Origin of the sequence: Shewanella chilikensis (assembly GCF_037953065.1) — a bacterium.
Lineage (GTDB): Bacteria > Pseudomonadota > Gammaproteobacteria > Enterobacterales > Shewanellaceae > Shewanella > Shewanella chilikensis.
This window is the reverse complement of the sequence record NZ_CP149966.1, coordinates 3320132-3345796: the sequence shown is the minus strand read 5'-3', so window position 1 is coordinate 3345796 and position 25665 is coordinate 3320132. Positions and strand designations below refer to the sequence as shown.

Genomic DNA, 25665 nt, shown 5'->3' with positions numbered 1-25665 from the left:
AACTCTCTTGACGATCTGCTATAGCACGTGGCATTTGTGTCTGAAATTATATGTTTGTTAATAAATGTTTGATAGTTTTTTGGGGGACGATAGTTTGATTGAGTACTCATTTGGATAAGTTTTTCTGATTACAGCGTGTTGGAGTGACTTGAGGAAGCCTCAGATAGCTTGTTAAACACACTGGTACAGCAATGGGACTTTACGGACGATATATAAGGTCTGTTGGGGGAAAAGACTATAACGTAGCAAAGTACCATTCTATTGGCTGCATATTGTGCGGCTATGCTGGTAAGACTATCAGTGTAAGTACTTAGCGTAAGTACGTTGATAATTTTGTTGGCAGGAGTAACTTATCGGCTCGTCTTGAGTCTGTTCTTTTAGCTCTGAGAAATATTAGTGGTCAATAAAACCTAACTTTGCATTTTGGTTGGTTGGATTAGTGAACAACGAGAATTGATTCTTAAAACTGGTTAACAGGAGTGATAAAGGCCCATAAGGGCCTTGTCTCATTTCGCTCGCTATAGTTACAGCGGCTTATTCATCTTCTGCCGGTGGCACATAGCCTTCAATCTGTACTTCCTGACCTTCGAACAGGAAGGCGACCATCTGCTCTTCCAGCAGTTTGCGATCATCGACATTCATCATGTTCAGTTTCTTTTCGTTGATCAGCATGGTCTGTTTTTTCTGCCACAGTCCCCAGGCTTCTTTGCTGATATTGTCGAAAATGCGCTTGCCGAGTTCGCCGGGATACAGTTGGAAATCCAGGCCATCGGCTTCTTTCTTGAGATAGACGCAGTTAACTGTGCGTGCCATGTTTACTCCTTGGTCAGACTCGGTTCCAGGCTGGCCAATACCCGCTCTGTTGCAGCGGCCAGTCCCACCCGGGAAGGTTGGTTTAAGTTATACCAGAGACAGGGTTTGGGTTCCATTACCCTGTCTTTACTCTGGGCGCTGTGACCTTGGTCCAGCAGCGTGTCTGTGGCTACTTTGCTCTTTAGCCGCAGCAGCATAGGCTGGGCGTCCAGGTGAAAGTGGCTGAAGGTGTGACGAAAACCGGGTAGCTCTGTGATGCTGTGCTCTGCAAGCCCCAAGGCTTTGGCTGCTTGCAGCAGGTTTTGTCTGTTGTTGAACTCGGGGAAACACCAGAGGCCACCCCAGATCCCGGCGGGTGGCCTTTGCTGCAGCATGATCTCGCCATTGTGTTCCAGCACCAGTAGCCAGGCTTCTTTGGCCGGAATCGCCTTCTTCGGTTTCTTGCCGGGGAATTCGCCCTGGCGCCCCATAAGCTGCGCCTTGCAGTCGCGGGCGACCGGGCACTGGTCACAGGCGGGGCGGGAGCGGGTGCAAATGGTGGCACCTATGTCCATCATCGCCTGGTTGTATTTTTGGATCTCGGCTTTGGGCGTGAGTGCTTCAGTCAGCTGCCAGAGTTGGTTTTCCACATCCTTTTGCCCGGGCCAACCTTCTATGGCGCCGTGGCGTGCCAGTACCCGTTTGACGTTGCCATCCAATATGGGGTGGTGTTGCCCCAAAGACAGCGACAGTACCGCACCTGCGGTTGAGCGGCCAATGCCCGGCAGTGCCAGTACCGAGTCGAAGTCGGTTGGAAACTCGCCGTTAAACTCATCACGCACCTTGATGGCGGCCTTGTGCAGGTTACGGGCACGGGCGTAATAGCCCAGACCTGTCCACAGATGCAGCACTTCGTCCGTGTCGGCATTGGCCAGGCTGACGACATCGGGGAAACGGGCAATGAATTTTTGGAAGTAGGGGATAACAGTCGCGACCTGGGTCTGCTGCAACATGATTTCAGAAATCCATACTTTGTATGGGGTCTTTTGCTGTTGCCATGGCAGAGTCTTGCGACCATTCAAGTCGTACCATTTAACGATACGTTCTGCGAAAGAGGCTGTTTTGTTCATCGGCGCAGTGTAGCCGTAGCCAAGGGGCGAAACAAGGAGATTGATCCCCCAAATGATTGACTTATTTCGTTCTTGTGGATTGTTGGTATACTTTTTCAGCATCAGGGCTTGCACTGTATGGTGAACTTTGGATAATGCCCTTCTTTTTCACACCTCTCTAGGGGCAAAAATGAGCGAAGTCACAACGGCCGAGTTTAACGAAGAAGGCAAGTATCTGCGCAAAGTAAGAAGCTTTGTGCTGCGTGAGGGTCGCCTCACCAAGGGCCAGGCCCAGGCCATAGAAGCGCATTGGGGCAGCATGGGGCTGGATTATTCCCCCGAGCCTCTGGATTTGAACGCCGTTTTTGCCCGTGAGGCAGACACAGTGCTGGAGATAGGTTTTGGTATGGGTGCCTCACTGGTGACCATGGCCAAGGAAGCCCCCGAGCTTAACTTTATCGGTATCGAAGTGCACAAGCCCGGTGTGGGCGCCTGTCTTGCCGATGCCGGCGAAGCCGGAGTCACCAACCTGAGAGTATTCCATCACGATGCCATGGAAGTGCTGGAGCACACCATTGCTGATAATTCTCTGGCGCGGCTGCAGCTGTTTTTCCCCGACCCATGGCACAAAAAACGCCACCACAAGCGCCGCATAGTGCAGCCGGCCTTTGCCGAGTTGGTGCGCCGTAAACTGAAAATTGGCGGTGTGTTCCACATGGCTACCGATTGGGAAAACTACAGCGAGCATATGCTGGAAGTGATGAATGCCGCCCCCGGCTATCGTAACCTTTCCAGCGATGGCACTGTAGTGCCACGCCCGGATTATCGTCCGTTGACCAAGTTCGAGGCCCGCGGCCAGCGCCTGGGTCACGGTGTTTGGGATCTGATGTTCGAACGTACAGAGTAATTACACCAGAGGGAGAAGCAGTATGGCTATTCGCAGTCGTCGTTTGCGCAAGAAGTTGCGTGTTGATGAATTCCAGGAGTTGGGATTTGACGTTAGTTGGCGTTTTGCCGACTCTGTGTCGGAGGAACAGATAGATCCCCTGGTCGACCGTTTTATTGATGAAGTCATAGAACCTAGAGGCTTGGGCTTCCACGGTGGTGGCCACAGAGAGTGGGAAGGCATTATTGCCACCCAAAGAATTGGCAAGTGCACCGAAGATGACAGAAGCGCAGTCAAGGCATTCTGGGAAGCTCAGCCAATCAGCGAGTTGGAAGTTACTGAGCTGTACGACATTTGGTGGAGTTAATCCCGGACGAGGCCTTGCTTGAGCAGGTGCTCGACAGGGTTCGCCCTCTGATTGGCCAGGGTAAGGTGGCGGATTATATTCCGGCCCTTGCCCAGGTCAATGCCAACAAGCTGGGGATTGCCGTCACCATGGCCGACGGCACCACAGTGGGGGCAGGGGATTATTTAGAGCCTTTTTCCATTCAAAGTATTTCCAAAGTGTTCAGCCTGACACTGGCGCTGACACTCTATGAAGAAGGCGAAATCTGGAGCCGGGTAGGCAAAGAGCCGTCGGGTCACTCATTTAATTCTCTGGTGCAGGTGGAGTTGGAGCGCGGCATTCCCCGTAATCCCTTTATCAATGCAGGTGCGCTGGTCATAGCCGACTTGCTGCAGAGCCGCCTCGGAGCGCCCAAGCACAGAATGCTGGAAGTGGTTCGCCGTTTGGCGGGTAATCCGCATATCTGCTACGACAAGGTGGTGGCCGATTCCGAGTATCAGCACAGTGCCCGCAATGCAGCCATTGCCTATCTGATGAAGTCCTTCGGTAACTTCAACAATGATGTGGATACTGTGCTGCGAAGCTATTTCCATTACTGCGCCTTGAAAATGAGCTGCGCCGATCTTTCCCGGGCCATGATGTATCTGGTCCAAGGCGGTAAGGCATTGGATGGCAAAGCGCTGATATCACCGCTGCAGAGCCGCAGACTCAATGCGCTCCTGGCTACATCCGGGCTTTATGATGGCGCCGGTGAGTTTGCCTACCGGGTCGGTATGCCGGGCAAGAGTGGAGTCGGTGGTGGCATCATCGCTGTGATCCCCGGTGACATGTCCATCTGTGTCTGGTCGCCTGAGCTTGACCGCAGCGGCAACTCACTCGCCGGTACGGCAGCGCTGGAGCAACTCAGGCTGGCCGTTGGCCGCTCAATCTTCTGATCCCAAAGGCAGCATTCCGCTGCCTTTGTTTTTTACGCCATACCATAGCTTTCAGCCTAAAGTCGCACATTAGGCGCTTGCCGGGTTTCCGGCGACGGATGTTTCTCATTGCCTGCCGCAGGCTTATGCACAGGCGATCCTGTGACTCGGCGTTAATACGTCCCTTATCTCCATGGATGGAGTGTATGCCGACATTTGTCTGGAACAAATGCGGTGGTAGCCTCGACGAAAACATCTGACCTACAGGGACGTAGGAAATGCCGAATTTGTCGGGAACAAAATTCGGCTCTGTTTTCGACGGTCACAGTTCCGCCTGTGCCAGGGAAATAGGCGTATGTTAGTGGGTATATAAGCAATTTCAAGCAACGCTATGATTGCAGAATTGCACCAACTCCCGCTCGAAGCGGCCGCAGGGCGTTGATGACAATCGCGTAGCGAGGCATGGCCGTTCACGGGCGTCCAGCCCTTCACGGCATTGGGACTCCTGTCCGGCAGATGCTGACGCAGCTCAGTTGAATCAGGGGCGAGTGTCGCCTAGCGACGAGCTAACGAGCGCGAAACAGGATGTTGAGCTGGGCCAGAGTCACATGGATGTGACTCTGAGCGTCTGAAGCGATAGTTATTTGCGCCATTAGGCCGAGGGGCTTTCGACACCGTGTGGGGCGGCAAGGGAGATCCAAGAGGGGATTGCTGTTGATCCCTTCTTGGTCGGGTGTGGGGCGAAGCTCCACGACTTTAGGCTGCTGGCACAGCGGCTAGCATAGCTTCCAGCTAAAAGTATCTAAGCTAGTATTGCCCAAGCTTCCGGCAACGGATGTTGCTCATTGCCTGCCGCAGGCTTATGCACAGGCGATCCTGTGACTCGCTGCGAGTACATCCCTGTAAGCTCTGCCTCGCCATCCCTGGCTCGGAAGGTCACAGTTCCGCCTGTGCCTGAAAATGAGGTGTATGTCTGCGGGCATATAGGTCGCTTCAAACAAGTTAACTCTCACAGAATTGCACCGACTCCCCTTTGGAGCCGTCGCTGGCATTGTTGCCAATTGGCGTAGCCGAGACAGGGATGTCGAGGCTCGAAGGTCGAGCAAGGCGAATGTTGCGAAGCGACAAGTTCATGAGCGCGAGCCAAGGAAGGCGAGCTGGCCGTTATGTATGGATGCATTTGGCGAGTCCTGAGTGTAGCCAATTTGTTTCATAAGCCAGCGGGAATTTCGGCTACGTCGGGGTGTCCTTGGGGATGCAAGGGGCTTTGGACAAGCAAAGCCTCTTGCTCGGTGTGGTTTGGCGAGAGTTGCGTAGCAACGTGCTTTCGAGCGAGAGCCAGGGATGGCGAACTGGCCGTTGTGCATGGATGCATTTGCTCCACGACTTTAGGCCGCTGGCACAGCGGCTATCAGGCTTTGAACCAAATCCCACCAATAAACCTGGTTTTAGCTGCCAGCTAAGTTGCAGCCCATCACCTGCGGTGCGCTTTCGCACAGGCGATCCTGTGACTCGCTGCAAGTACATCCCTGTAAGCTCTGCCTCGCCATCCCTGGCTCGGAAGGTCACAGTTCCGCCTGTGCCTGAAAATGAGGTGTATGTCTGCGGACACTTCAGATGTTTCAAGCTACTCCATTCTCACAGAATTACACCGACCCCGCTCGAAGCTCCACGACTTCAGGCTGCTGGCACAGCGGCTATTATGGCTTTTAATCCCGAATGCAGTGAAGAAAAGGAACTGTCTTGGCCATCCAGAGTATTCCCTGTTAAACCTTTCTTTGGATTCTTGTGTCTTATTCATCATAACGGCTACAAGTTGGCAAAATTTGCCACTCGCAGATGGTGGATTTTCATGTTTTACAGCCTTGCTTGATGTTAATTCATTTAGTATCAGTTAATTATAACTTTGGCACAAAGTCTGCTTTATTCTGAGCCATAAGCGGTAACCAAGTTTACTCGGCAGATTAAAACGAGAGGGAAGACAGAATGAAACAAGCGATTGGTGGAATATCTTTGGTGTGTGCACTGTTTGCGGCGGCGCCTGCTATGGCGATCAACTTTGAGCCAAGAGATGAGCAATGCGAGATGTCGCTAAACTACGACATCTCACTGGAGCCCAAGAAGCTGAGTGTCAGTAATCAAGGGAAAGAACATTATCGAATTGAGCCGGGCCGCCTGTATGTGGAAGGTGAAGAAGTGGTCTTGAATGCCGAGCAGAGCAAGCTTGTCAACGAGTACTCGGATGCCATGGCTCAGCAGTTACCCGAAGTTATCTCTTTGGTGGAAGATGCCGTCACCATGGCGAGCGAGGCCGTGAGCATGGCCCTGACACCACTCTTGGGTGATGCCGCCGCTGCCAAGTTGGATGAAACCATGGGTAGTCTGCAACAGAGAGTCTATGAAGTGGCTCATCGCAATGGTGACCAGTACTTCCTTGGAGCCACTGAAGAGTCGCTGGAAAACGCCTTTGGTGATGAGTTTTCCAAAGAGATAGAGCAACTGGTGCAGCAGTCGCTAGGCAGTTTGATGATGGCCATGGGCAGCGCGATGATGTCAGGTGAGGGCGAAACCTTTGATGAGAAGATCAATGCCTTCAGCCAGAAGATGGAAAAGATGGGCAAGGATATTGAAGTGCAAATGGAGTCCCGCGCCCAGGAGATGGAGCAGAGAGCCGACGCGCTTTGCGACAACTTCCAACGTTTGGTGGTGCTGGAAGACAAGTTACGCAAGCAGGTCCCTGAGCTGGGCGAATTCCAGGTACTGTCCGGCAAGGTTGAACTGCAGCAATAATTTTTAAGCCGTGAGAGCCTAAGGTTCAAAACTAGGAGCCAAGGGCTTATAACCTGAAGCCCGAGTAGTTAACGGCATATTTTTACGATTACTTTGCAATAGTTTCCAATTGAAGTCTTTGACAGTTTAAGCTGGTGATTCCCCCTGTATCTACCCCTCCCTTGATACAGGGGTTTTTTATTGGTTGTCTGCCGATTATGCCATCACTGCGGCGGTTTTTTTGGCTCAAGGCTATCCTTGGGTTAGAGTCAATAAGAAAGAATTGGTATACTTCGCAAAAATAATAAAACTGACACCCAAGTCAGGACTCAGTGACTCTACCCAGTGCGCTTTCCAAAACCCGGCAGCCCACACCCCATTATGGGGTCTTGACGGTGAGGCCCGTCGCTTTTCCAGGAAAGCTTTTACCAGTGTTGTAAACGGCTTAAGGCGACTTTCATGTTAGAACTGTTAGAACCTATCGCTATTTTCACTCATGTCGCCCGTGCCGGCAGCTTCAGTGCCGCGGCGCGCAGGCTTGGAATATCCAAATCCAAGGTCAGTACCCAGGTTGCCGATCTTGAACATAAACTCGGGATCCAGTTGATCCAGCGAACAACCCGTAGCTTAAGCCTCACCGAAGCCGGTAATCTGCTGTATGTGCAGGGGGAAGAACTGCTCCGGGATGCGGATCAGGCGGTGGCCAGTGTGCACAACCTCAATGATGCCACCCGAGGCGTGCTCAAGGTAGGGATCTCCCAGTCATTCGGCACCATGCATATTATTCCGGCACTGCCCGAGTTTATGACCCGTCACCCGGATCTCGAGTTGCAGGTGAGCCTGTTGGACCATAAGGTTGATGTGGTCAGTGAAGGCCTGGATTTGCTGCTGACCATGTCAGAGCAACTGCCTCTGGGTATGGTGGCCCGCCCGCTGATGAAGTGTCAGTTCCTGCTGGTGGCATCCCCCGGGTATGTTGCGGCCCACGGTATGCCGGCCCGTCCGGAGCAGTTGGTGGAGCACAACTGTTTGGTTTACCACGGTGAATGGCATGAGCACAGCGTCTGGCAATTCAAGAAGGGCGATGACTACTGTGAGATAGGGGTTTCGGGTAATTTCAGAGTCGACAATGCGCCGGCGCTCAAGTCTGCCGCTGTCAGTGGGCTTGGGGTGGTTTATCTCGCCAGTTATCTGCTGGAAGATGAAATAGAAAAAGGCACTCTGGTTCCTCTACTTCCCGATTGGCAACTGACCCATCATCTGCCGCTGCAGGCGGTTTATCCAAGACGTAAACACTTGGCTCCCAAGGTGAGTGCCTTTATCGAGTTCATCAAGGATCACATAGGTACACCACCCTATTGGGACAAAAAATACGCAGATCTGTTTGCCCAACGCCAGGAAAAATAAAGAAATATCGTTCTTATAATAGAACAATGAAAAACACTCAAGTTTCGCTTGGGTGTTTTTTGTTTATATATCATATGGATGGTGTGGTTTTATTGGTTTTTTAAGCGCTTTATTATTTGATGGGCTTTAAAGATTTTTAATAACTCAGTTGCAGTCTGTTCTGAAATCAATACAATGGTTGCAGTTGATTCGGGTAGAACCAACATACGGGTGTGCCGCGGGACTGACCCCTCCTGCTGTAGACTGCTTGGTTCAACACAGAGTGTTAAGCCCTTATCAATGCCGATCCAGGTTTTCGAACTAAAACAATGTCGGCCTTAAAACCATCATCCTGATTTTGGTTTACCCCGGCCCAGGTGGCCGGGGTATTTTTATGCCTGTTTTCAGGACGGAATCAAGCGCATAAAAAGCCGCTCAGGGGAGCGGCAGTTGATTCAATTTCAAGCTTGGCTTTGCGCGGCTACCCAGTCTTTTACTTCCTGCTCAAGTACATCCAGCGGCAAGGGGCCGTTTCGCAATACCAGGGTGTGGAAGGCGCGAATGTCGAAACGCTCACCCAGCGCCTCCTTGGCGTAGGCTCTAAGCGCAAGTATCTTGTTCATCCCCACCTTGTAAGCGGTTGCCTGCGAGGGCATAACTATGTGCCGCTCAACCATTTTTACTGCGTCAGATTCGGCATTGGGAGTGTTGTCCATGTAATAGGCTATGGCTTGCTCTCGAGTCCATTTCTTGGCATGGATCCCGGTATCTACCACCAAACGGCAGGAGCGCCATAGCTCCATCGCCAATCTGCCAAAGTCTGAGTAAGGATCGCTGTAAAGCCCCATCTCCTTGGGGAAGTACTCACTGTAAAGGCCCCAGCCCTCGATATAAGCCGTGTAAGAGCCGAAGCGACGGAAGCTGGGAAGTCCTTCCAGTTCCTGGGCTATGGCTATCTGCATGTGATGCCCGGGGATCCCTTCATGGTAGGCCAGTGCCTCCATCTGGTATTTGGGCATAGCCATTATGTCATAGAGGTTGGCATAGTAAGTTCCCGGGCGACTGCCATCGGCCGAGGGCTGGTTGTAGAAAGCCTTGCCGGCAGACTTCTCCCTGAAGGCTTCCACCTGTTTGACTATCAAAGGCGCTTTGGGCTTTACCTTGAACACTTCATCCAGGCGCGAGTTCATGTTATCGATAAGGGCGGTGGCCTCTCTCAGGTAGGCCCGGCGGCCGGCGTCATTGTCCGGGAAGTAGAAGCCCTCATTCTGGCGCATAAACTTGAAGAAGGCTTTGAGATCGCCCTTGAAGCCAACTTTGTCCATGATGGCGCGCATTTCGCCGTGGATCCTGGCGACCTCGTCCAGTCCTAATTGATGAATGGTATCGGCGCTCATCTCTGTGGTGGTGGTATTGGCCAGGGCATTGTTATAGAAGGCGCTGCCGCTCGGAAATTTCCAGACTCCATCTCTGCTGTCGGCCCGTTTTTCCAGGGTTTCGAGATAGGCAATCAGCTTTTGGTAAGCTGGCCTCAATTGTTCTTTGAGGGCGATGGCGGCTTGATCCAGCAGTTTATCTTGGGTGTCTTCATCCAGCTTGAGTTTTGCCAACTTGCCCTTGAAGTCGGCCCAGATGGCGCTGTCAGGCTCACCATCAAACGGCGCGCCATGAATAATATTGCGGCTGTCTGAAAGTACGTGGGGGAATACGAACTTGGGGGCGATTATGCCTTCCTCGGCGCGAACCTCGAGGGCGGTGATCAGCTGCTCAAACAGCTCAGGAACCCCGGCTATACGGCTGATATAGGCGCGGGCATCGGCTTCGTTGGCTATCGAGTGTTGGTTTATCAACAATGAAGGTACCAGCGAGTGAATGCCGTACATCTGGTTGACCGGGTAGTTGTAGTGGCGGAACTTATCATCGCGGATCAGGCGTTGCAGCTTGGCGGTCAACAGCTCCAGGCTCAACTTGCTCTGTGAGTCCAACTTTGTCGGATCCAGTTGTGACAGACGCTCAAGCTGCTGCTTGGCGCGAGCAAGCGCGGCATCATCGGCCGCATCGCCCAGTGAGTCCCATTTGCCGTAATCTGTCTTGATACCAAGAAAGGTCTGCCGCACCGGGCTGGCGGCGACATCCTCGTTGAAGATGGCTTCAAACAGGGCGTTGGCTTTGGCGGATTCGGCCTTGATGACCTCAGGAGCCAGGTTTGATGCTTGGTTACTCTGCCCGGAGACAGAGGCTTGGGCGAGAAGGGGATAACTGCTGCTTAAAACGGCGCCAAGGGCCAGCGTCAACAGACTTTTTCTTATGGTTATAGGCATGGACAACTTCCTTTTTGCTTGGCAATGGCAGGCCGGATGACGATGGCCCGAGTCAGGAAAGACGCACAGAAACCGCGACTGCTATGGCTCATTTGCGTCTAAAGAAGTTAATCCTAATGAAGTTGAGTAATTAAGTATTGGCGTAAATGTTAGAAAATATTTCCTCTTGCTGCTTTTGCTTTCGCAGCAGCAAGAGGAGGCTAATAAGAGATGGAGTTAACAAAACTGCGACAGCAGATCGTTGACGAACATATGTCCCTTGTTGGTGAGCTTCCAGTAACCGGGAGTGATCTCCACCAGCCCGCGCTCGGCGGCCTGCTGCATGCCTTTATCCAGGGTGTTGGCCGCAACGCCGGTGCGCGCTTCAAATTCGCTCCAGGGGATGGGGCTCATCAGTCGCAGCCTGTTCATCAGGTACTCCAGCGCCCTGTCTTCCGGCAGCACGTCACTTACCTCAAATAGATAATCCTCTGTGGCCAAATAACCCTTTGGATGTTTTATCTTTACCGTGCGTACTATGCGGTCCTGCTCCGGTAGCGTCAGCTTGCCGTGGGCGCCGCAACCAATTCCCAGATAATCACCGAACTCCCAATAGTTGAGGTTATGGCGGCACTGAAAACCGGGTTTGGCGTAGGCGGATATTTCATACTGCTGGTAGCCAAGGGCTGCAAGTCTTTGCTGGCCCTGTTCATAGATGTGCCAAAGCGCTTCATCGTCCGGCAGCTGCGGCGGGCGCGAATGAAACAGGGTGTTTGGCTCTATGGTGAGCTGATACCAGGACAGGTGCGGAGGATTGAGCGCCGCCGCCGTGTCGATATCGGCCATGGCCTCTTCAAAGCTCTGGTTCGGCAGCCCGTGCATCAGATCCAGGTTAAAGCTCTGGTATCCGGCTGCGGCAACGCCTTTGGCGGCGTTGACGGCTTCGTCCTTGCCGTGAATTCGCCCCAGCAGGTTGAGCTTGTCTTTGGCAAAGCTCTGCACACCTATGGAGAGGCGAGTGACACCTGCGGCGCGGTAAGCGCTGAAGTCATCATGTTCCAAGGTGCCTGGGTTGGCCTCCATGGTGATCTCTATGTCATCGGCAAAGGCAATGCGCCGGTTCACGCCTTGCAGCAGCCTGCCTATCTGGGCAGCATCGAACAGGGAGGGGGTGCCGCCACCGATAAATATGCTGTGCAGTTGCCGACCTTGAACATAGTGCAGGTCGGCGTTGAGATCGCCAAGCAGGGCATCGACATATTCCTGCTGCGGCAGCTCACCCTGTTTTCCGTGAGAGTTGAAATCACAGTAAGGGCATTTCTGCACACACCAGGGAATATGAATATAGAGACTCAGCGGTGGCAGCGTCAGCATCAGCCGAGGATCCCCTGTTGTTTGAAGGCTTCAAGCAGCAATTTCAGCGCCTTGCCTCTGTGACTGAGATGGTTCTTTTCATCACTGCTTAGCTCGGCGGCAGTTTGCTGGTAGCCACAGGGAATGAATACGGGATCATAACCATGGCCGTTGTTGCCCTTGGGTTCAAAACCTATTTCACCTTCCCAGGCGGCCTGGCAGATGATGGGAGTCGGATCCTTGGCATGACGCATATACACAAGTACACACTGGAAACGGGCGGTACGGGGGGCGGGCGTTGCCTCTATGGCGCCAAGCAGCTTGTTGTAGTTGCCTTCGGCCGTGGCGTTGGCGCCACTGTAACGGGCGGAATAGATGCCGGGAGCGCCGTCCAGAGCATCAACTTCGAGGCCTGAGTCATCGGCGATAGCGGGCAGGCCGGTGATTTCGGCGGCATGGCGCGCCTTGATAATGGCATTTTCAACAAAAGTGGTGCCGGTTTCCGCCACTTCAGGCACATCGAATTGGTTTTGTGGCAACACCTCAATATTGAAGGCGTTGAACATCTCGGCGAATTCTTTGAGTTTTCCCTTGTTGCCACTGGCAAGCACTATCTGTTTCATCTTGGATTTTCCTTATTTCGCAATGCCGGCAATAGTACCATTTTGCAAAAGAGTTTACTCACTCAGCGACAATGAAAAGGTGCGAAAACAAGTAGAGCTGTGGAAGGTTTGAGCCCTAATGGCTGTTGTCGTTTCTCTAAGTCGGCGGCCAATACCCACTCGGGGCGGCCATAAAAAAACGCCGCTTATTCGGCGGCGCTCTATTGACGGAATGTACAGCTCAATCGACGTAGAATTTCTGTTTGAAGGCCAGAGTGGTGTTGAGCTCGTTACCGTGTTTTATCAGGATTTGAAAGTTGATCTCCTGATCGTCGCGATAGGGCACCTCGGCAATATAGTAGATGGCATCACCCTCGCGAATTTCGCGGAATTTCAACTGCATTCTGGCATCGATAAGATTGTTGGCCAGGCCGGATATCTCGACCGGTACTGCCGGATTGCCCTCTTCGCTGGTATCCAGTACGGCGATATTGATGATACCCGTGTAACGGCTGCGTTCTATACCATAGTTCTTGGCGATGGATGGCGTCAAAAAGGTGCTGCCCAGCGCCATATAGTGGATGTCGAACTGGCCGACGGTCTGCTTCTGTTCGGCCTGAGCGACACCGGCCAGAGAGCCGAGACACAAAAGCAGGGTCAAAAATTTGCGCAACATAATGCTTTACCTGAGGTTAAGTGTGTTGAATTGATTATAGTCCCTTGTCTGCTGCCATGGCATCAGAGCAAGGCCTCGATTTCTGCGGGCAATATCTTGGGCGACTCAATACGCACCTGCTTGTGGCGGCCCAGTTCTCCCTTGACTATGGCTATCTGCCCCTTGGGCACCTTGAAGGCTTTGGACAGATACTTGGTCAGGTGGGCGTTGGCCTTGCCGTCCACAGGTGGCGCGGTAATGGCCACCTTGAACTCTTCACCATGCAGGCCAACCAGTTGATCCCGGCTGGCCTTGGGCTGGATATAGAGATTGAGCAGCAGATCCTGCTGCTCCCAGCTAACAGCTTTCATCAGGCAATGGCCCAGAAAGGAATCGTCTTGGCCAGCAGTATGTTGATGAAATTCATCAATACCATCAGTACCAGCAGCGATAAGTCCAGCCCGCCGATGGGGGGCAGGAAGCGGCGAATGGGCGCCAGCAGTGGCTCGGTCAACTGCATCATCACATACTCAATCGGATTGCGGCCCTGGCTGACCCAACTGAGGATGGCGCGGATGATCAGGATCCAGAACAGCAATACCCCGGCCTTTTTAAACAAGGACACCAGGGCAAACATCAAGGTGGCAATCAGGTTGAACTCCTGGCCCGCCATCAGGGTCAGCAAGAGTATTTTGACCACCACCACCAGCAGCGCCAGCACCACAGAGGCCGTATCCAGACTGCCTATGGAGGGCAGTATCCGCCGCATGGGCGCCACAATAGGATGGGTGGCCTTGACGATAAACTGGCTGAAGGGGTTATAAAAATCTGCCCGCACCAACTGCAGCCAGATCCTTAGTATGACTACCATAAAATAGAGGTCGAATACGACTGTAATCAGGTAAATCAATGCGTCATTCATGAAAAGTTTCGCCCTTGGGTCGTTTAGAATTCTTTGGCCATGGCTTCAGCCCTGGCAATACAGTTGTTCATTGCTTGTTTGATCAGTCCCTTGAGATCACTTCGTTGGAAGGTTTCCACCGCTTCATGGGTGGTACCGCCCTTGGAGGTGACATTCTGCCGCAGTTGGCCGGCGCTCAGCTGAGGATTTTGAATCACCATCTGTGAGGCACCCAGCGCCGCCTGCTGCACCAGTAACCTGGCCTTGGATTCATCCAGCCCCAGTTCTTTGGCCGCATCCATCATGCCTTCCATAAACAGGAAAAAATAGGCCGGAGAGCTGCCCGCCAAGGCGATCACCAAATTGAGATCCGCTTCTTTGTCTACCCACAGGGTCTCGCCGCCACTGGCCATAATCTGCTGGCAAAGATCTTTATCCGCCTGCTCAACCCCGCTTGCGGCATAAAGGCCTGTCATGCCATAGCCAAGTTGGGTTGGGGTGTTGGGCATAGTACGGATAAGCTTAATCTGCTGGCCGAAGTAGTCATTGTATCTGGCGGCTGGGATCCCTGCCGCTATGGTAATAAACAGCTTGTCGGCCAGCGGCAGTGTTGCCAGTTGCTCACACAGCTGCTGCATCAGTTGCGGTTTGACTGACAGCACTATGATATCGGCCCAGTCACAGGCGGCTTGGTTGTCTGTGGTGGTGAGGATGCCGAAATCGCGCTTGAGGGCATCGAGTTTAGCTGTACTTGGGTTGCTGGCCTGGATCAATTCAGCCGGATAACCGCTGCCCACCAGCCCGCTGATGATACTGCGGCTCATATTGCCGGCGCCGATAAAACAGATTTTCTTTTGAGCCATGCTGTCCCCTGTCACTTGTGATTGGAGTGTATCCCGCATCGGGTTTGACCGTGCGGGAGATATTAGTATTTGGGCCAATACTATCAAAAACAAGGTCTCAGCGGCCAATCTCAGATCTTATTGGCTGGTTTATCAGCCGTAGTTCCGCTCGCCGAAAATAGCGCTGCCGACTCTAACCATGGTAGAGCCCTTGGCGATGGCGAGTTCAAGATCCTGACTCATACCCATGGACAGGGTATCTACCTGGGGAAACTTGAGCTTCAGTTCGGCAAACAGTCGCTGCATGTGCGACAGCTCCGCCTCAAGCCTTGGGCCTTCACCGGCACTGGGAATTGTCATCAGTCCCCTGAGTCTGAGGTTGGGCAATGAGTCCACCAGGCTCGCCAGCTCAAACATTTCGCTCTGTGTTGCTATTCCTGCTTTGGAACTCTCACCCGAGACATTGATTTGGATACAGATTTCCAGTGGAGGCATGCCTTCTGGGCGCTGCTCCGACAGGCGGCGGGCAATTTTTTCCCGTTCCAGGGTGTGCATCCAATGGAAGTGCTCTGCGACAATTCTTGATTTATTGGATTGCAGCGGGCCGATAAAGTGCCATTCTATATCGGGACAGCGCTGCGCCAATTCCATGGCTTTCTGTTGCCCCTCCTGGACATAGTTTTCGCCAAAGCAACGTTGCCCGGCGGCATAAGCCTGTTCAATGTCGGCGATCGGCTTGGTCTTGCTGACAGCCAGCAGCTTGATCTCGCTTGCATTTCGGGACGAAATTTGCGCCGCTTGAGCTATCCTGCGCTGGGCTAGTGCCAGTCTGTCTGCTATTGTTGTCATGATGTAAACTTTTTGGTTGAACGGATATCCCAAACTATGGAAATCACTGAATTATTGGCCTTTAGTGTAAAGCATAACGCTTCGGATCTGCACTTATCGGCCGGTGTGCCTCCCATGATACGCGTCGACGGTGAGGTCAGAAAGATTAATGTCCCTGCGCTTGATCACCAAGGGGTTCACAGACTTGTCTACGACATAATGAATGACAAGCAGCGTAAGGATTATGAAGAGTTTCTGGAAATCGACTTTTCCTTTGAAGTTCCCAATCTGGCGCGTTTTCGTGTCAATGCCTTCAATCAGTCCCGCGGCGCCGCCGCGGTTTTTCGTACTATTCCCAGCGACATTTTGACTTTGGAACAACTGGGCGCGCCGGAAATCTTCAAGAAAATTGCTTCATATCCTCGCGGTTTGGTGTTGGTAACCGGCCCCACAGGTTCGGGTAAGAGTACCACCCTGGCGGCGATGATAGATTACGTCAATGAGAACCGCCACGATCATATTCTCACCATTGAAGACCCTATCGAATTTGTGCACCAAAACAAGCAATGCCTTATCAACCAGCGGGAAGTGCACCGCCATACCCACAGCTTTAACGCCGCCCTCAGAAGCGCCCTGCGTGAAGACCCGGATGTCATCCTGGTCGGTGAGATGCGGGATTTGGAAACCATACGCCTGGCGATGACCGCGGCAGAAACCGGCCACTTGGTTTTCGGTACCTTGCACACCACCTCGGCGGCCAAGACCATTGACCGTGTGGTTGACGTATTCCCCGCAGGCGAGAAAGACATGGTGCGTACCATGTTGTCTGAGTCGTTGCAGGCGGTTATCTCCCAGACTCTGATCAAGAAAGTTGGCGGCGGCCGGGTGGCGGCCCATGAGATCATGATGGGAACCCCGGCTATCCGAAACCTTATCCGTGAGGACAAGGTGGCACAGATGTATTCTGCTATTCAAACCGGTATGGCCCATGGCATGCAAACCTTGGAGCAGAGCCTGCAAAACCTGGTGAATCGCGGCTTGATCAGTCGGGAAGATGCCATGGCCAAGAGCTCCAACAAACAAGCGAATTTCTAAGGAGTCCCCATGGACGTCAGACCTTTTCTCAAGGCTATGGTGGAGCGCAAGGCCTCGGATCTCTTTATTACCGCCGCCTTTCCTCCCAGTGCCAAGGTGGACGGTGAACTCAGGCCGTTGGCGGAAAACGCCTTTACCCCGGCGCAGTCGCTGGAGTTTGTCGAATCTTTGATGACGCCGGAGCAGAAAAAGGAGTTTCACGAGACCCGTGAATGTAACTTTGCCGTGGGCGCCAAGGAGCTGGGGCGTTTCCGGGTCAGTGCCTTCTGGCAACGGGAGTCGGCAGGCTGCGTGATGCGGCGCATCGAAACCAAGATCCCTACAGTGGAGCAGTTGTACCTGCCGCCCATTCTCAAAGACTTGGTGATGAGCAAGCGCGGATTGGTGATCATGGTCGGGGGAACCGGTACCGGTAAGTCCACCTCGCTGGCGGCACTTATCGGTTATCGCAATGCCAATGCCAGGGGACATATACTCACCATCGAAGATCCGGTGGAATTTGTTCACCAACATGGCAAGAGCATTATCACCCAGCGGGAAGTGGGTATAGATACCGAATCTTTTGATGCAGCGCTCAAGAGCTCATTGCGCCAGGCGCCGGATGTTATCCTTATCGGTGAGATCCGTACCCAGGAAACCATGGAGTTTGCTCTGTCGTTCGCTGAAACCGGCCATTTGTGTATGGCAACTCTGCACGCCAACAACGCCAACCAGGCGCTGGATCGCATCATGCACCTGGTGCCTGAGAGTAAGCACCAACAGCTGTTGTTTGACCTGTCGCTTAACCTGCGCGGTATTGTGGCCCAGCAGTTGGTGCCCAAGGTGGACGGCACAGGTCGGCGCGCCGCCATCGAAGTGCTTATCAACACTCCCAGAGTGGCCAGTCTTATTCAAAAGAACGAGCTGCACGTGCTCAAGGAGACCATGGCCAAGTCCAACGAGCAGGGGATGCAAACCTTCGATCAGGCGCTGTTCAAGCTCTACTGTGAAGGGGAGATCAGCTACGCCGATGCACTGCATCATGCTGACTCGCCTAACGACCTGCGACTCATGATTAAACTCCACAGCAATGACACCGGCAACTCAGGTTTCATGGAGGGAGTCACCCTGGATATGGACTAATGGGGGCTGCATTTCCCCATAGAATATTGACCATTCTACTTGGATGAAAAGGCGTCACTCTGACGCCTTTTGTGTTGGTATTGAGCGGATTGTTCGAAAAACAACAGTGTTTTTGTTATTGTGTTGCGCCTGTTTTGTGAAAAGGATGGAAGGGGAATGCAATTGCGGCAAACCACTTTATTTTCAGCTTTGGGTCTGGCGCTGGCCGGTTGTTTCACTCTGCCGGCCGTGGCCGTGCCGGTTTCCGATGAGCTGGATATCGGCGGGGCGGTACGAGTTAACTATGGCTGGAAAGACTATGATGACGATGCCAAATTGGAGTTCGAGCTGTTTCGTGCCGATGTCAAATACGACAATGGAGAGCTGTTTGCATCGGCTCAGTATCGCTGGTATCAGGATCAGGATGTGATCCAGCATGCCTTCTTTGGCTATCGTTTTTCAGAAAACTCGGACATTCGCCTCGGGGTCACCCAGGTGCCTTTCGGTTTGCTGCCCTATGCGGCTCATTCCTTCTGGTTCGGCGCGACTTATTACCTCGGCTTTGAAGACGACTATGATGCCGGTATTCACTGGCAGTACAGCAAGGACGGCTGGCGCTACGATCTCGCCTGGTTTGCCAATGATGAATATGGCGACGGTAGCCGCTTCAAGCGCTATTCCTTCGATGTCGCCACCACGGAAAATGCTCCCTATGAAGAAGCCGGGCAGTTCAACGCCAGAGTCGAGCGCAGCCTGAAGTATGGCGAGTTTGCCCATAAACTGGGCGCTTCTGTGCAATATAGCCGTTTGGACTACAAGCCAATGGCCGGCGCCGTTGCCGGTGAAGACACAGATGGCTTGGCGGTAGCCGCCCATTGGCAAATGGATTGGCACGCCTGGCAGACTCAGGTGCAGTATCTGCATTATGACTATGACATGCCCGGCGAGCGTTTGGCGCTGTCGGCCTTTGCCTACCCGTTTGAGATAGCGGCCGAGGCCGATGTGCTCACATTTAATTTGTCGCGCAGCATAGATGTTGATTGGGGCCCTATTACTCAGCTCAACTGTTATAACGACTACAGCCAGGTATTTGCCTCGGGTACCGGGTTGGATGATTCGGTGCAAAATGTCACAGGTTGCGCCATCAGTGCCGGTAAGTTTTACTCTTATGTCGACTGGATTGCCGGTAAAAATATGTGGTTTGTCAATGGCCCCGGCATAGGTATTGCCGAAGGCGACAGCAGCTGGCATTCGAGGCTGAATATCAATGTCGGCTTCTATTTTTAATTGCTGAAGCTAAACTGCTGTAGAGTGCAAACAAGAGATTAAACAAATGGAGGTGTTATGCTGAGGACATTCAAGCCCATGGCAAGATTGAATTTAACCGTGCCGACATTGAAGGGACTGGCTTTGACTGGTTTGGCTTTTACAGCATGGGTTTTGGCGCCCATGGCGGCTGTTGCCGCTCAGTGCCCCGATTACCTCAATATCAAGTTGAGAAAGCTCCATTCCCAGGAGTCTGTCGACCTGTGTGAACTCACCCAAGGTAAACCTGTGCTTCTGGTCAATACCGCCAGCAATTGTGGTTTTACGCCTCAATTCAAGGCGCTTGAAGCCCTGCATAAGGACTACCGCGAGCGCGGGCTGGTGGTGATAGGTTTTCCATCCGATGACTTCTTCCAGGAAGAAAACCAAGAGAAAGATACCGCCAAGGTGTGCTACATCAACTATGGCGTGACCTTTACCATGGTGGCTACCTCTGCGGTTCGCGGCAGTGATGTGAACCCGGTATTTGCCTATCTGGGGCAGCAGGCCGGCGCGCCCAAGTGGAACTTCTACAAGTACCTGGTCAGTGGCGACGGTAAACAGGTGCAGAGCTTTAACTCCAGAGTCAAACCCGATAGTGATGAATTGATCAAAGCGATTGAATCTGTGCTTTAATATCTGACTTATTGATTTTCTATCTGAGGTGATTTTGGCTAAGTTTATCGGTCTTGATAAAGACAAGGGCCACGCCGGGCGTGGTAAAACCGGGATATTGCTGTTGAATCTGGGGACGCCGGACGGACCGACACCCGCGGCGGTGCGGCGTTATCTGGCCGAATTTCTCTCCGATCCCAGGGTGGTGGAGATCCCCAAGGCGCTGTGGAAGCTTATTCTCCATGGCATTATTCTCAGGGTCAGGCCGGCCAAATCGGCGGCCCTTTACCGTGAGGTGTGGACTGATAAGGGCTCACCACTGATGGATATCAGTGAGCGCCAGACCCGGGCCTTGGCAGAAAAGCTCAAGGCCGAAGGTGTTGAAGCCGAAGTTGCCTTGGCGATGCGTTATGGCAACCCGGCGGTGGGCGATGTGCTCAAACGCCTGCACAACCAAGGGGTTGATAAACTGGTTGTACTGCCGCTCTATCCTCAATATGCCGGCCCTACCACGGGCTCTGCGTTTGATGCCATAGCCAAAGAGTTGACTCAATGGCGTTACCTGCCGTCGCTGCATTTTATCCATACCTACCACGATAATCCGCTGTTTATCGAGGCGCTGGCCGAGTCCATCGAAGCAGACTTTGCCCAACACGGCAAACCGCAGAAATTGGTGCTGTCGTACCATGGTATGCCGGAGCGGAATCTCAAGCTGGGCGACCCTTACTACTGCTTCTGTATCAAGACCTCAAGATTGTTGGCCGAGCGTCTTGGGCTGGCAGAGGATGATGTGATCAGCAGCTTCCAGTCCCGTTTCGGCAAGGCCAAATGGCTGGGCCCTTACACGGATGAAACCATGATGGCTCTGCCAAAGCAGGGGATCACAGATGTAGCCGTTGCCTGTCCGGCATTCAGCGCCGATTGCCTGGAAACTCTGGAGGAGATTGCCGGGCAGAACCGTGAGTTCTTCGAGCAGGCCGGTGGTAAGTCATTTCGCTATATAGCGGCGCTCAATGACAGACCGCGCCATATAGAGATGATGGCGGAGCTGGTTCGTCCCTATCTGTAAGCGCTCTTTCCCCCTATTCAGGGCTGCAATCCGGCAGCCCTGCCAACAATATTTGACACTACCTTTCTTTGCGGATCGCTTCGCTGCCCTTGTTGCCTGCCACGCTATGCCTTAGCTTGGCAAGTTGAATGTTAATTTATGGTTAACAATAGAAAAATAAGGATAAGGCATCATGGATCGCGAGCAGATATATGCCAGCATGGCCGGAGAGGGTCGACTGGATTATGAAAAGTACCTCAATACTCCCAAATTGCTCAGCTGTCAGAAGCCCTATGAGCAGCTGTGTAACGCCGATGAGCTGCAGTTTCAAATAGTGCATCAGTCGGAGGAGTTGTGGATGAAGCTCATCTGTTACACCCTGCTGGAGATTGATGAGCGTATGGCCGCAGGGGAGACCTTTAAGGTGTTGACCCTGTTTGCCCGGGTACATAAGGCGATGGGGTTTCTTATCGAGCAACTGAGTATTCTTGATACCATGTCCATCAAGGATTATCAGGCAATTCGGCTGCAGCTGGGCAACGGCAGCGGTCAGGAATCACCGGGATTCAAAACCCTGTTGCAGCTTTATAAGCCGCTGTGGCTCACCTTTGAGCGAGTCTACCTTGAGCAAAAGGGGCTGACGGTCGAGCAGATATACAACAGTGAATACTGTCATGATGAAAGCTATATGGTGGCCGAGGCCATGATAGAGTACGACCAGCTGTTTCAGCACTTCCGTTACCATCACATCAAACTCATCCACAGAAGCATAGGCATAGACAGCATGTCGCTGAAGGGGCGCAGCACTGAAATCCTCAACTCAGGTATGAAGATGCAGTTTTTCCCTAAACTATGGCAAATTCGCGGTCAGATGACAGATATCTGGGGCGGTGTTTACGGCGTCAAACGCGACTCGATTGCTGACTGAGGAGCCTGGAATGTCGTTGAAATCGCGTTTTCATCTGCCCGAAGGGCACTATTTTTTGTCCCACTCTGTGGGCGCCATGCCAAAGGGCTGCGAAGCTGTGGCCGGCGAGTTTCTCGGTGCCTGGAAGCATCAAGGCGGTGACGCCTGGCCTGTGTGGCTCGAGGGGGTTGAGCAGTTTTTGCAGCAACTTGCGGCTTTGACCCGAGTTCCCGCCAGTGGCTTTTGCCCGCAGCTGAATCTCTCTTCGGCTTTATCCAAGCTGGTCGGCGCCCTGCCGAATGCCAAGCCCGGTCAGCGGATCTTGGCCACCGAACTGGATTTCCCCTCCATGGGGTTTGTACTGCAACAGGCCGAGAAGAAGGGCTACCGCCTGCAGCTGCTTGAGCCGCAAGCCGGGCTGGTGTCTTTGAACCAGTGGCAACAGGCCTTGGGAGAGGATGTGGCGCTGGCCTTTATCACCCATGCCATTTCCGAAACAGGTCAGTTACAGTCTGTGAGTGAAATTTGCGCTCTGGCCCGAAGTTTAGGAGTAATGACTGTGGTGGACATTGCCCAGTCTCTCGGAGTCATACCGATAGATTTGGGGCAGTGGCAGGCTGATGCTGTCTTGGGTTCCTGCGTTAAATGGTGTTGCGCTGGCCCGGGGGCGGCCTTTTTATGGCTCAGCGATAGGTTGGCCCAGACGCTGGAGCCTGTGGATCTGGGATGGTTCTCCCATGAGGCGCCGTTTGAGTTCGATATCCATGACTTCCGCTATGCCAAGGGAGCAAAAAGGTTTTGGGGGGGCACGCCTTCCGTATTGCCTTACATGCTGGCGGCGGCGTCACTGCAGCAGCTGCGCGCTTTCGGCGATAGTCAAATTTATCAACACAATCAGCGCTTGGGGCAGGGGATCCTGGATTGTGCCCTGAGTTATGAACTCAAGGTGGTGACGCCCAATATCAGCGGCGAGCGCAGTGGCACTGTGGTAGTCGATTTCGCCGATAGGCAGGCGGCGCAGCAAGTGTTCAATAGATTGGGGATCAAGACAGACTTGCGCCCAAGATTCGGCTTTCGCTTTTCGCCGCATATCTATACCGATGGTGAGGATATGGAGGCTTTGCTGCAGGGGCTCAGACAGTTGGCCGGCAAAAGGCCCTGATAGCTTTGGGGCAGGGGCTGGGGCCGGACAGATGAGACTCATTCCTGGGGAAGCCGAAATAAGATTGGGCCAGCTGCGGCTTAAATTCTCCGGGAGTCTTTAAGCCGCCTGAGATTTCAGTACTGGTTCTCGAAATAGCTTTCGATGATCAGCACAGCAGAGACGGCATCGATCTGGCCCTTGGTCAGCGCCTTGAAGCCACCGAGTTCAAATAATCTGGCCTTGGCATCGGCCGTGGTCAGGCGCTCATCCTGAGTGGCCACCTTGACACCGAAACGCCCGGCAATACGGTTGGCAAACTTACGGGCTCTCTGGGTCATCTCCTGCTCCGTGCCATCCATATTGAGTGGCAGCCCCACCACCACGAGATCCGGCTGCCACTCTTCGATTAAAGCCGCTATCTGCTGCCAATCGGGAATACCATCCACTGCCTTGATGGATGTCAGTGGGCTGGCACTGCCGGTCAACTGCTGACCTATGGCTATGCCTATACTCTTGGTGCCGAAATCGAAGCCCAGTACGGTTTTTGCAGTCATTTTGCCTCTGTAATCAAGCGTGTCCCATCTGGCTGGACATTTGCCAGATATCGAATCCCAGTGATTGGGTGGCCTTGAGCCAGCGATGCTCATGGGGAGTATTGAACAGTATCTCGGGTGTGGCGGGAATGGTCAGCCAGCTGTTTTCTGCCAGCTCCTGTTCCAGCTGGTGGCGGCTCCAACCCGCGTATCCCAGTGCCACCAGAAAATGCTCCGGCGCCTTTGAGGTGCCAAGGGAGGTCAGAATATCCCGTGAACTGGTCAGCATTATCTCGTCATTGATGGCAGTGCTGTTGGCCCAATAGGGTTGACTGCTGTGCAGTACAAAGCCCCGCTCCGGGTTGACCGGGCCGCCCACCAGTACACTGTTGTCTACTGATGGCTTGAGGGATACCTCTTCTGCCAACTCCATCTGCAGCAGCAACTCGTCAACTTCAATACCTATGGGGCGGTTGACCATGAGTCCCATGGCACCCTTGTTGTCATGCTCGCACACATAGATGAGTGAACGCTCGAAGAAGGTATCATCGAGCGAAGGCATGGCGATAAGAAAATGATTTTGCAAACTGTCCATCATACTGCTCCTGGTACTTGTTGCCTGTCAGCCGCCGGCCAGCTTCACCTTGTAGCCCAGCTTCTCCAGCAGGCCCTGGAGTTGCTCTCGATTGTCGGTTTGAATCTCGATATCGAACGCTTTTACTGTGCCGCCGCAACCGCATTGCTTCTTGAGTTTTTGCGCCAGATCTTTCAGCGCCTTGGCGTCTAGTCCCAGCCCTTTGATCACTGAAACACCTTTGCCTTTGCGGCCCTTGCTGTCTTTGTGGATCCGGACGATACCATCGGATGTCGGGACTGTGGCTTCTTCCTTGGGCTGGCTAATACGGCCTTTGTCGGTACTGTATACCAAACTGACATTGGGATCTGTTTTCATTGTTGATGCTGATCTATGGCTTATGGGCGCAGTCTAGCAGATTTAGCTTAAGCGCCCAATGGCTTGCTCCAAGCCGCTGAAATCAAAAAAAAGCCACCGTTAAGGTGGCTGGTAAAAACTGAAATTGCGCAGGGAACAAGATCAGTAACCGGCGTGGATGCCGGCAATCACAAGAAATGTCAGGAAAGCAGTATTCCGCCAAGCACTGCCATCACAGATAAAAAGGCGCAGGGCAGCATCAGTATTCTTAGCTTGGGCAACAGTAGTGTCAGTGTAGTCAGGACGAAACCGAAAGCGGCCAGATCAAAAGGTGAAATCTGTTGCTCGACCAATCTGGCACCGAGCCAACCGAGAATGAGCAGCGGCAGGATAAGCAAACGTCTGGCTTGATTGATGCTGCCTATTCCAGCCAGTTGCTGGGTTTGTTGCAGCAAAGAGTTTCGAGTCAGCAAAACACCACTGGCAATAATAAAGAATGCGAGATACCAAAGCATCATGAGTCATCCAAGGTTTAATCTAGATGATAATCATTATCATTTGATAGTGTGCTGAAGTCAAGCTGAATCGGTAAACTAAATTTTGTTAAATTCGGTTGTAGAGCAGAAGATTGAAATGTAAGCTGATTTCATGGGGTTTTGTGGCCATTTTCAGGCCTGGGTAAACGAGGGAAATTCGATGAAGTATCTGATAACAGCCGTAATGGCACTGATGCTAAGTGCTTGCAGTACACTGAATACTGGCTGGGATTATGACCCGGGTGTGAACTTCAGTCAGTACAAGAGCTATGCCTGGGTGGAAAAGCAATCCGAAGACACCAGTTATCATCTGGATGGTTTGATGGATCAGCGAGTACGTGATGCCTTGGATCGGCAGTTGGCGCAAAAGGGCCTGCAGGCTGCAGCCAAGGAAAACGCCGATATCCTGGTTAACTATCTGACCAAAGTAGACAAGAAAATCAATGTCGACACTTTCAACACCAACTATGGTTACAACCCATATTGGGGGCCGGGTTGGGGCTGGGGCGGCAATATGCAGACCCAAACCACAGTACGCGAATATGAAATCGGTACTTTGATTGTGGATCTGGTGGACGCCAAGTCCGGCAAACTCATCTGGCGCGGATCAGTGGCTGACACCATTCGCGACAGCGATACTCCGCAAAAGCGAATTGCCAAGGTTAACGAGGCGGTTGCCAGTGTTATGAGCAACTTCCCGCCCAAGGTGGAAAAATAACCTCTGAGTTCCACTAGGTCCATTTAGGAAATCCGGTATCGGAATAAAG

At 52.8% G+C, this 25665-nt stretch carries 27 protein-coding genes; 13 read left to right on the top strand and 14 right to left on the bottom strand.

The window, feature by feature from the left end; translation table 11 throughout:
- Positions 1 to 534: 534 nt before the first annotated feature.
- Positions 535 to 813, bottom strand: coding sequence for an oxidative damage protection protein (locus tag WKR14_RS15120; protein ID WP_039034915.1), 279 nt, complete (start codon positions 811 to 813; stop codon positions 535 to 537).
- 2 nt (positions 814 to 815) lie between these two features.
- The gene (gene mutY, locus WKR14_RS15115; RefSeq protein WP_339086722.1) at positions 816 to 1922 is read right to left on the bottom strand and encodes an A/G-specific adenine glycosylase; all 1107 of its coding nucleotides are present in this window, start codon (positions 1920 to 1922) and stop codon (positions 816 to 818) included.
- A 169-nt stretch (positions 1923 to 2091) separates the two neighbouring features.
- Between mutY and trmB the strand changes: the two genes are divergently transcribed.
- The 5 genes from trmB (at position 2092) to WKR14_RS15090 (ending at position 8223) form a co-directional block, all read left to right on the top strand.
- Positions 2092 to 2808 (top strand): tRNA (guanosine(46)-N7)-methyltransferase TrmB, encoded by a 717-nt coding sequence (gene trmB, locus WKR14_RS15110; RefSeq protein WP_221060754.1) that lies wholly within the window; start codon positions 2092 to 2094, stop codon positions 2806 to 2808.
- 22 nt (positions 2809 to 2830) lie between these two features.
- Complete coding sequence (locus WKR14_RS15105; protein WP_025009472.1) at positions 2831 to 3154, top strand: YggL family protein; 324 nt, start codon at positions 2831 to 2833, stop codon at positions 3152 to 3154.
- Positions 3154 to 4068 (top strand): glutaminase B, encoded by a 915-nt coding sequence (gene glsB / locus WKR14_RS15100; protein ID WP_221061024.1) that lies wholly within the window; start codon positions 3154 to 3156, stop codon positions 4066 to 4068. Before WKR14_RS15105 ends, glsB begins: the two co-directional genes overlap by 1 nt.
- A 1965-nt stretch (positions 4069 to 6033) precedes the next feature.
- Positions 6034 to 6837 (top strand): YggN family protein, encoded by an 804-nt coding sequence (locus WKR14_RS15095; RefSeq protein WP_101055476.1) that lies wholly within the window; start codon positions 6034 to 6036, stop codon positions 6835 to 6837.
- Between the two features lie 438 nt (positions 6838 to 7275).
- Positions 7276 to 8223, top strand: coding sequence for a LysR family transcriptional regulator (locus tag WKR14_RS15090; RefSeq protein ID WP_039034912.1), 948 nt, complete (start codon positions 7276 to 7278; stop codon positions 8221 to 8223).
- 440 nt (positions 8224 to 8663) lie between these two features.
- Here WKR14_RS15090 and WKR14_RS15085 read toward each other — a convergent pair whose 3' ends face one another.
- The 8 genes from WKR14_RS15085 to WKR14_RS15050 all read right to left on the bottom strand — a co-directional run bounded on the left by WKR14_RS15085 (position 8664) and on the right by WKR14_RS15050 (position 15704).
- The gene (locus WKR14_RS15085; protein ID WP_339086717.1) at positions 8664 to 10523 is read right to left on the bottom strand and encodes a DUF885 domain-containing protein; all 1860 of its coding nucleotides are present in this window, start codon (positions 10521 to 10523) and stop codon (positions 8664 to 8666) included.
- Between the two features lie 216 nt (positions 10524 to 10739).
- On the bottom strand, positions 10740 to 11876 hold the full coding sequence (gene hemW / locus WKR14_RS15080) for a radical SAM family heme chaperone HemW (RefSeq protein ID WP_208172111.1): 1137 nt from the start codon (positions 11874 to 11876) through the stop codon (positions 10740 to 10742).
- Positions 11876 to 12478 (bottom strand): RdgB/HAM1 family non-canonical purine NTP pyrophosphatase, encoded by a 603-nt coding sequence (gene rdgB / locus WKR14_RS15075; protein ID WP_101055482.1) that lies wholly within the window; start codon positions 12476 to 12478, stop codon positions 11876 to 11878. Before rdgB ends, hemW begins: the two co-directional genes overlap by 1 nt.
- 220 nt (positions 12479 to 12698) lie before the next feature.
- Positions 12699 to 13133: a DUF4426 domain-containing protein gene (locus WKR14_RS15070; RefSeq protein WP_101055484.1), complete on the bottom strand. Its 435-nt coding sequence runs from the start codon at positions 13131 to 13133 to the stop codon at positions 12699 to 12701.
- Positions 13134 to 13195: 62 nt separating this feature from the next.
- Positions 13196 to 13483, bottom strand: coding sequence for a DUF167 family protein YggU (yggU, locus tag WKR14_RS15065; RefSeq protein ID WP_037436422.1), 288 nt, complete (start codon positions 13481 to 13483; stop codon positions 13196 to 13198).
- Complete coding sequence (locus WKR14_RS15060; protein WP_339086714.1) at positions 13483 to 14034, bottom strand: YggT family protein; 552 nt, start codon at positions 14032 to 14034, stop codon at positions 13483 to 13485. Before WKR14_RS15060 ends, yggU begins: the two co-directional genes overlap by 1 nt.
- Positions 14035 to 14057: 23 nt before the next feature.
- A complete protein-coding gene (gene proC, locus WKR14_RS15055; protein ID WP_339086712.1) occupies positions 14058 to 14876 on the bottom strand; it encodes a pyrroline-5-carboxylate reductase in 819 nt (272 codons plus the stop codon).
- A 132-nt stretch (positions 14877 to 15008) separates the two neighbouring features.
- Positions 15009 to 15704, bottom strand: coding sequence for a YggS family pyridoxal phosphate-dependent enzyme (locus WKR14_RS15050; protein WP_165565434.1), 696 nt, complete (start codon positions 15702 to 15704; stop codon positions 15009 to 15011).
- Positions 15705 to 15740: 36 nt separating this feature from the next.
- On the opposite strand from WKR14_RS15050, the gene WKR14_RS15045 reads away from it, so the two are divergent.
- From WKR14_RS15045 to WKR14_RS15015, 7 genes are all read left to right on the top strand, one after another.
- On the top strand, positions 15741 to 16778 hold the full coding sequence (locus tag WKR14_RS15045; RefSeq protein ID WP_025009461.1) for a type IV pilus twitching motility protein PilT: 1038 nt from the start codon (positions 15741 to 15743) through the stop codon (positions 16776 to 16778).
- Positions 16779 to 16787: 9 nt separating this feature from the next.
- On the top strand, positions 16788 to 17900 hold the full coding sequence (locus WKR14_RS15040; protein WP_101055493.1) for a PilT/PilU family type 4a pilus ATPase: 1113 nt from the start codon (positions 16788 to 16790) through the stop codon (positions 17898 to 17900).
- A gap of 156 nt (positions 17901 to 18056) precedes the next feature.
- Entirely contained in the window at positions 18057 to 19166 is a 1110-nt protein-coding gene (locus WKR14_RS15035) for a hypothetical protein (RefSeq protein WP_101055500.1), read from the top strand.
- Positions 19167 to 19328: 162 nt separating this feature from the next.
- On the top strand, positions 19329 to 19820 hold the full coding sequence (locus WKR14_RS15030) for a glutathione peroxidase (RefSeq protein ID WP_286996502.1): 492 nt from the start codon (positions 19329 to 19331) through the stop codon (positions 19818 to 19820).
- Between the two features lie 34 nt (positions 19821 to 19854).
- Entirely contained in the window at positions 19855 to 20868 is a 1014-nt protein-coding gene (gene hemH / locus WKR14_RS15025) for a ferrochelatase (RefSeq protein WP_339086709.1), read from the top strand.
- 172 nt (positions 20869 to 21040) lie between these two features.
- Complete coding sequence (locus WKR14_RS15020; RefSeq protein WP_165565430.1) at positions 21041 to 21775, top strand: tryptophan 2,3-dioxygenase family protein; 735 nt, start codon at positions 21041 to 21043, stop codon at positions 21773 to 21775.
- A 10-nt stretch (positions 21776 to 21785) separates the two neighbouring features.
- Positions 21786 to 22916, top strand: coding sequence for an aminotransferase class V-fold PLP-dependent enzyme (locus WKR14_RS15015; protein ID WP_339086707.1), 1131 nt, complete (start codon positions 21786 to 21788; stop codon positions 22914 to 22916).
- Positions 22917 to 23032: 116 nt separating this feature from the next.
- Here WKR14_RS15015 and ruvX read toward each other — a convergent pair whose 3' ends face one another.
- The 4 genes from ruvX to WKR14_RS14995 form a co-directional block, all read right to left on the bottom strand.
- Positions 23033 to 23452: a Holliday junction resolvase RuvX gene (gene ruvX, locus WKR14_RS15010; protein WP_025009458.1), complete on the bottom strand. Its 420-nt coding sequence runs from the start codon at positions 23450 to 23452 to the stop codon at positions 23033 to 23035.
- A 13-nt stretch (positions 23453 to 23465) separates the two neighbouring features.
- Positions 23466 to 24026, bottom strand: coding sequence for a YqgE/AlgH family protein (locus tag WKR14_RS15005; RefSeq protein ID WP_039034899.1), 561 nt, complete (start codon positions 24024 to 24026; stop codon positions 23466 to 23468).
- Positions 24027 to 24053: 27 nt separating this feature from the next.
- On the bottom strand, positions 24054 to 24383 hold the full coding sequence (yciH, locus tag WKR14_RS15000; protein WP_224866240.1) for a stress response translation initiation inhibitor YciH: 330 nt from the start codon (positions 24381 to 24383) through the stop codon (positions 24054 to 24056).
- Between the two features lie 179 nt (positions 24384 to 24562).
- The gene (locus WKR14_RS14995) at positions 24563 to 24880 is read right to left on the bottom strand and encodes a hypothetical protein (RefSeq protein ID WP_101055502.1); all 318 of its coding nucleotides are present in this window, start codon (positions 24878 to 24880) and stop codon (positions 24563 to 24565) included.
- A 178-nt stretch (positions 24881 to 25058) separates the two neighbouring features.
- Here WKR14_RS14995 and WKR14_RS14990 point away from each other — a divergent pair, with 178 nt between their 5' ends.
- Entirely contained in the window at positions 25059 to 25616 is a 558-nt protein-coding gene (locus tag WKR14_RS14990; RefSeq protein ID WP_339086704.1) for a DUF4136 domain-containing protein, read from the top strand.
- The last annotated feature ends 49 nt before the right edge of the window (positions 25617 to 25665 follow it).

Bases quoted from the DNA above. Each gene is read 5' to 3' on its own strand.
- WKR14_RS15120 (WP_039034915.1), bottom strand. From the start codon at position 813: ATGGCACGCACAGTTAACTGCGTCTATCTCAAGAAAGAAGCCGATGGC.
- mutY (WP_339086722.1), bottom strand. From the start codon at position 1,922: ATGAACAAAACAGCCTCTTTCGCAGAACGTATCGTTAAATGGTACGAC.
- trmB (WP_221060754.1), top strand. From the start codon at position 2,092: ATGAGCGAAGTCACAACGGCCGAGTTTAACGAAGAAGGCAAGTATCTG.
- WKR14_RS15105 (WP_025009472.1), top strand. From the start codon at position 2,831: ATGGCTATTCGCAGTCGTCGTTTGCGCAAGAAGTTGCGTGTTGATGAA.
- WKR14_RS15095 (WP_101055476.1), top strand. From the start codon at position 6,034: ATGAAACAAGCGATTGGTGGAATATCTTTGGTGTGTGCACTGTTTGCG.
- WKR14_RS15090 (WP_039034912.1), top strand. From the start codon at position 7,276: ATGTTAGAACTGTTAGAACCTATCGCTATTTTCACTCATGTCGCCCGT.
- WKR14_RS15085 (WP_339086717.1), bottom strand. From the start codon at position 10,523: ATGCCTATAACCATAAGAAAAAGTCTGTTGACGCTGGCCCTTGGCGCC.
- hemW (WP_208172111.1), bottom strand. From the start codon at position 11,876: ATGCTGACGCTGCCACCGCTGAGTCTCTATATTCATATTCCCTGGTGT.
- rdgB (WP_101055482.1), bottom strand. From the start codon at position 12,478: ATGAAACAGATAGTGCTTGCCAGTGGCAACAAGGGAAAACTCAAAGAA.
- WKR14_RS15070 (WP_101055484.1), bottom strand. From the start codon at position 13,133: ATGTTGCGCAAATTTTTGACCCTGCTTTTGTGTCTCGGCTCTCTGGCC.
- yggU (WP_037436422.1), bottom strand. From the start codon at position 13,483: ATGAAAGCTGTTAGCTGGGAGCAGCAGGATCTGCTGCTCAATCTCTAT.
- WKR14_RS15060 (WP_339086714.1), bottom strand. From the start codon at position 14,034: ATGAATGACGCATTGATTTACCTGATTACAGTCGTATTCGACCTCTAT.
- proC (WP_339086712.1), bottom strand. From the start codon at position 14,876: ATGGCTCAAAAGAAAATCTGTTTTATCGGCGCCGGCAATATGAGCCGC.
- WKR14_RS15050 (WP_165565434.1), bottom strand. From the start codon at position 15,704: ATGACAACAATAGCAGACAGACTGGCACTAGCCCAGCGCAGGATAGCT.
- WKR14_RS15045 (WP_025009461.1), top strand. From the start codon at position 15,741: ATGGAAATCACTGAATTATTGGCCTTTAGTGTAAAGCATAACGCTTCG.
- WKR14_RS15040 (WP_101055493.1), top strand. From the start codon at position 16,788: ATGGACGTCAGACCTTTTCTCAAGGCTATGGTGGAGCGCAAGGCCTCG.
- WKR14_RS15035 (WP_101055500.1), top strand. From the start codon at position 18,057: ATGCAATTGCGGCAAACCACTTTATTTTCAGCTTTGGGTCTGGCGCTG.
- WKR14_RS15030 (WP_286996502.1), top strand. From the start codon at position 19,329: ATGGCGGCTGTTGCCGCTCAGTGCCCCGATTACCTCAATATCAAGTTG.
- WKR14_RS15020 (WP_165565430.1), top strand. From the start codon at position 21,041: ATGGATCGCGAGCAGATATATGCCAGCATGGCCGGAGAGGGTCGACTG.
- WKR14_RS15015 (WP_339086707.1), top strand. From the start codon at position 21,786: ATGTCGTTGAAATCGCGTTTTCATCTGCCCGAAGGGCACTATTTTTTG.
- ruvX (WP_025009458.1), bottom strand. From the start codon at position 23,452: ATGACTGCAAAAACCGTACTGGGCTTCGATTTCGGCACCAAGAGTATA.
- WKR14_RS15005 (WP_039034899.1), bottom strand. From the start codon at position 24,026: ATGGACAGTTTGCAAAATCATTTTCTTATCGCCATGCCTTCGCTCGAT.
- yciH (WP_224866240.1), bottom strand. From the start codon at position 24,383: ATGAAAACAGATCCCAATGTCAGTTTGGTATACAGTACCGACAAAGGC.
- WKR14_RS14995 (WP_101055502.1), bottom strand. From the start codon at position 24,880: ATGATGCTTTGGTATCTCGCATTCTTTATTATTGCCAGTGGTGTTTTG.
- WKR14_RS14990 (WP_339086704.1), top strand. From the start codon at position 25,059: ATGAAGTATCTGATAACAGCCGTAATGGCACTGATGCTAAGTGCTTGC.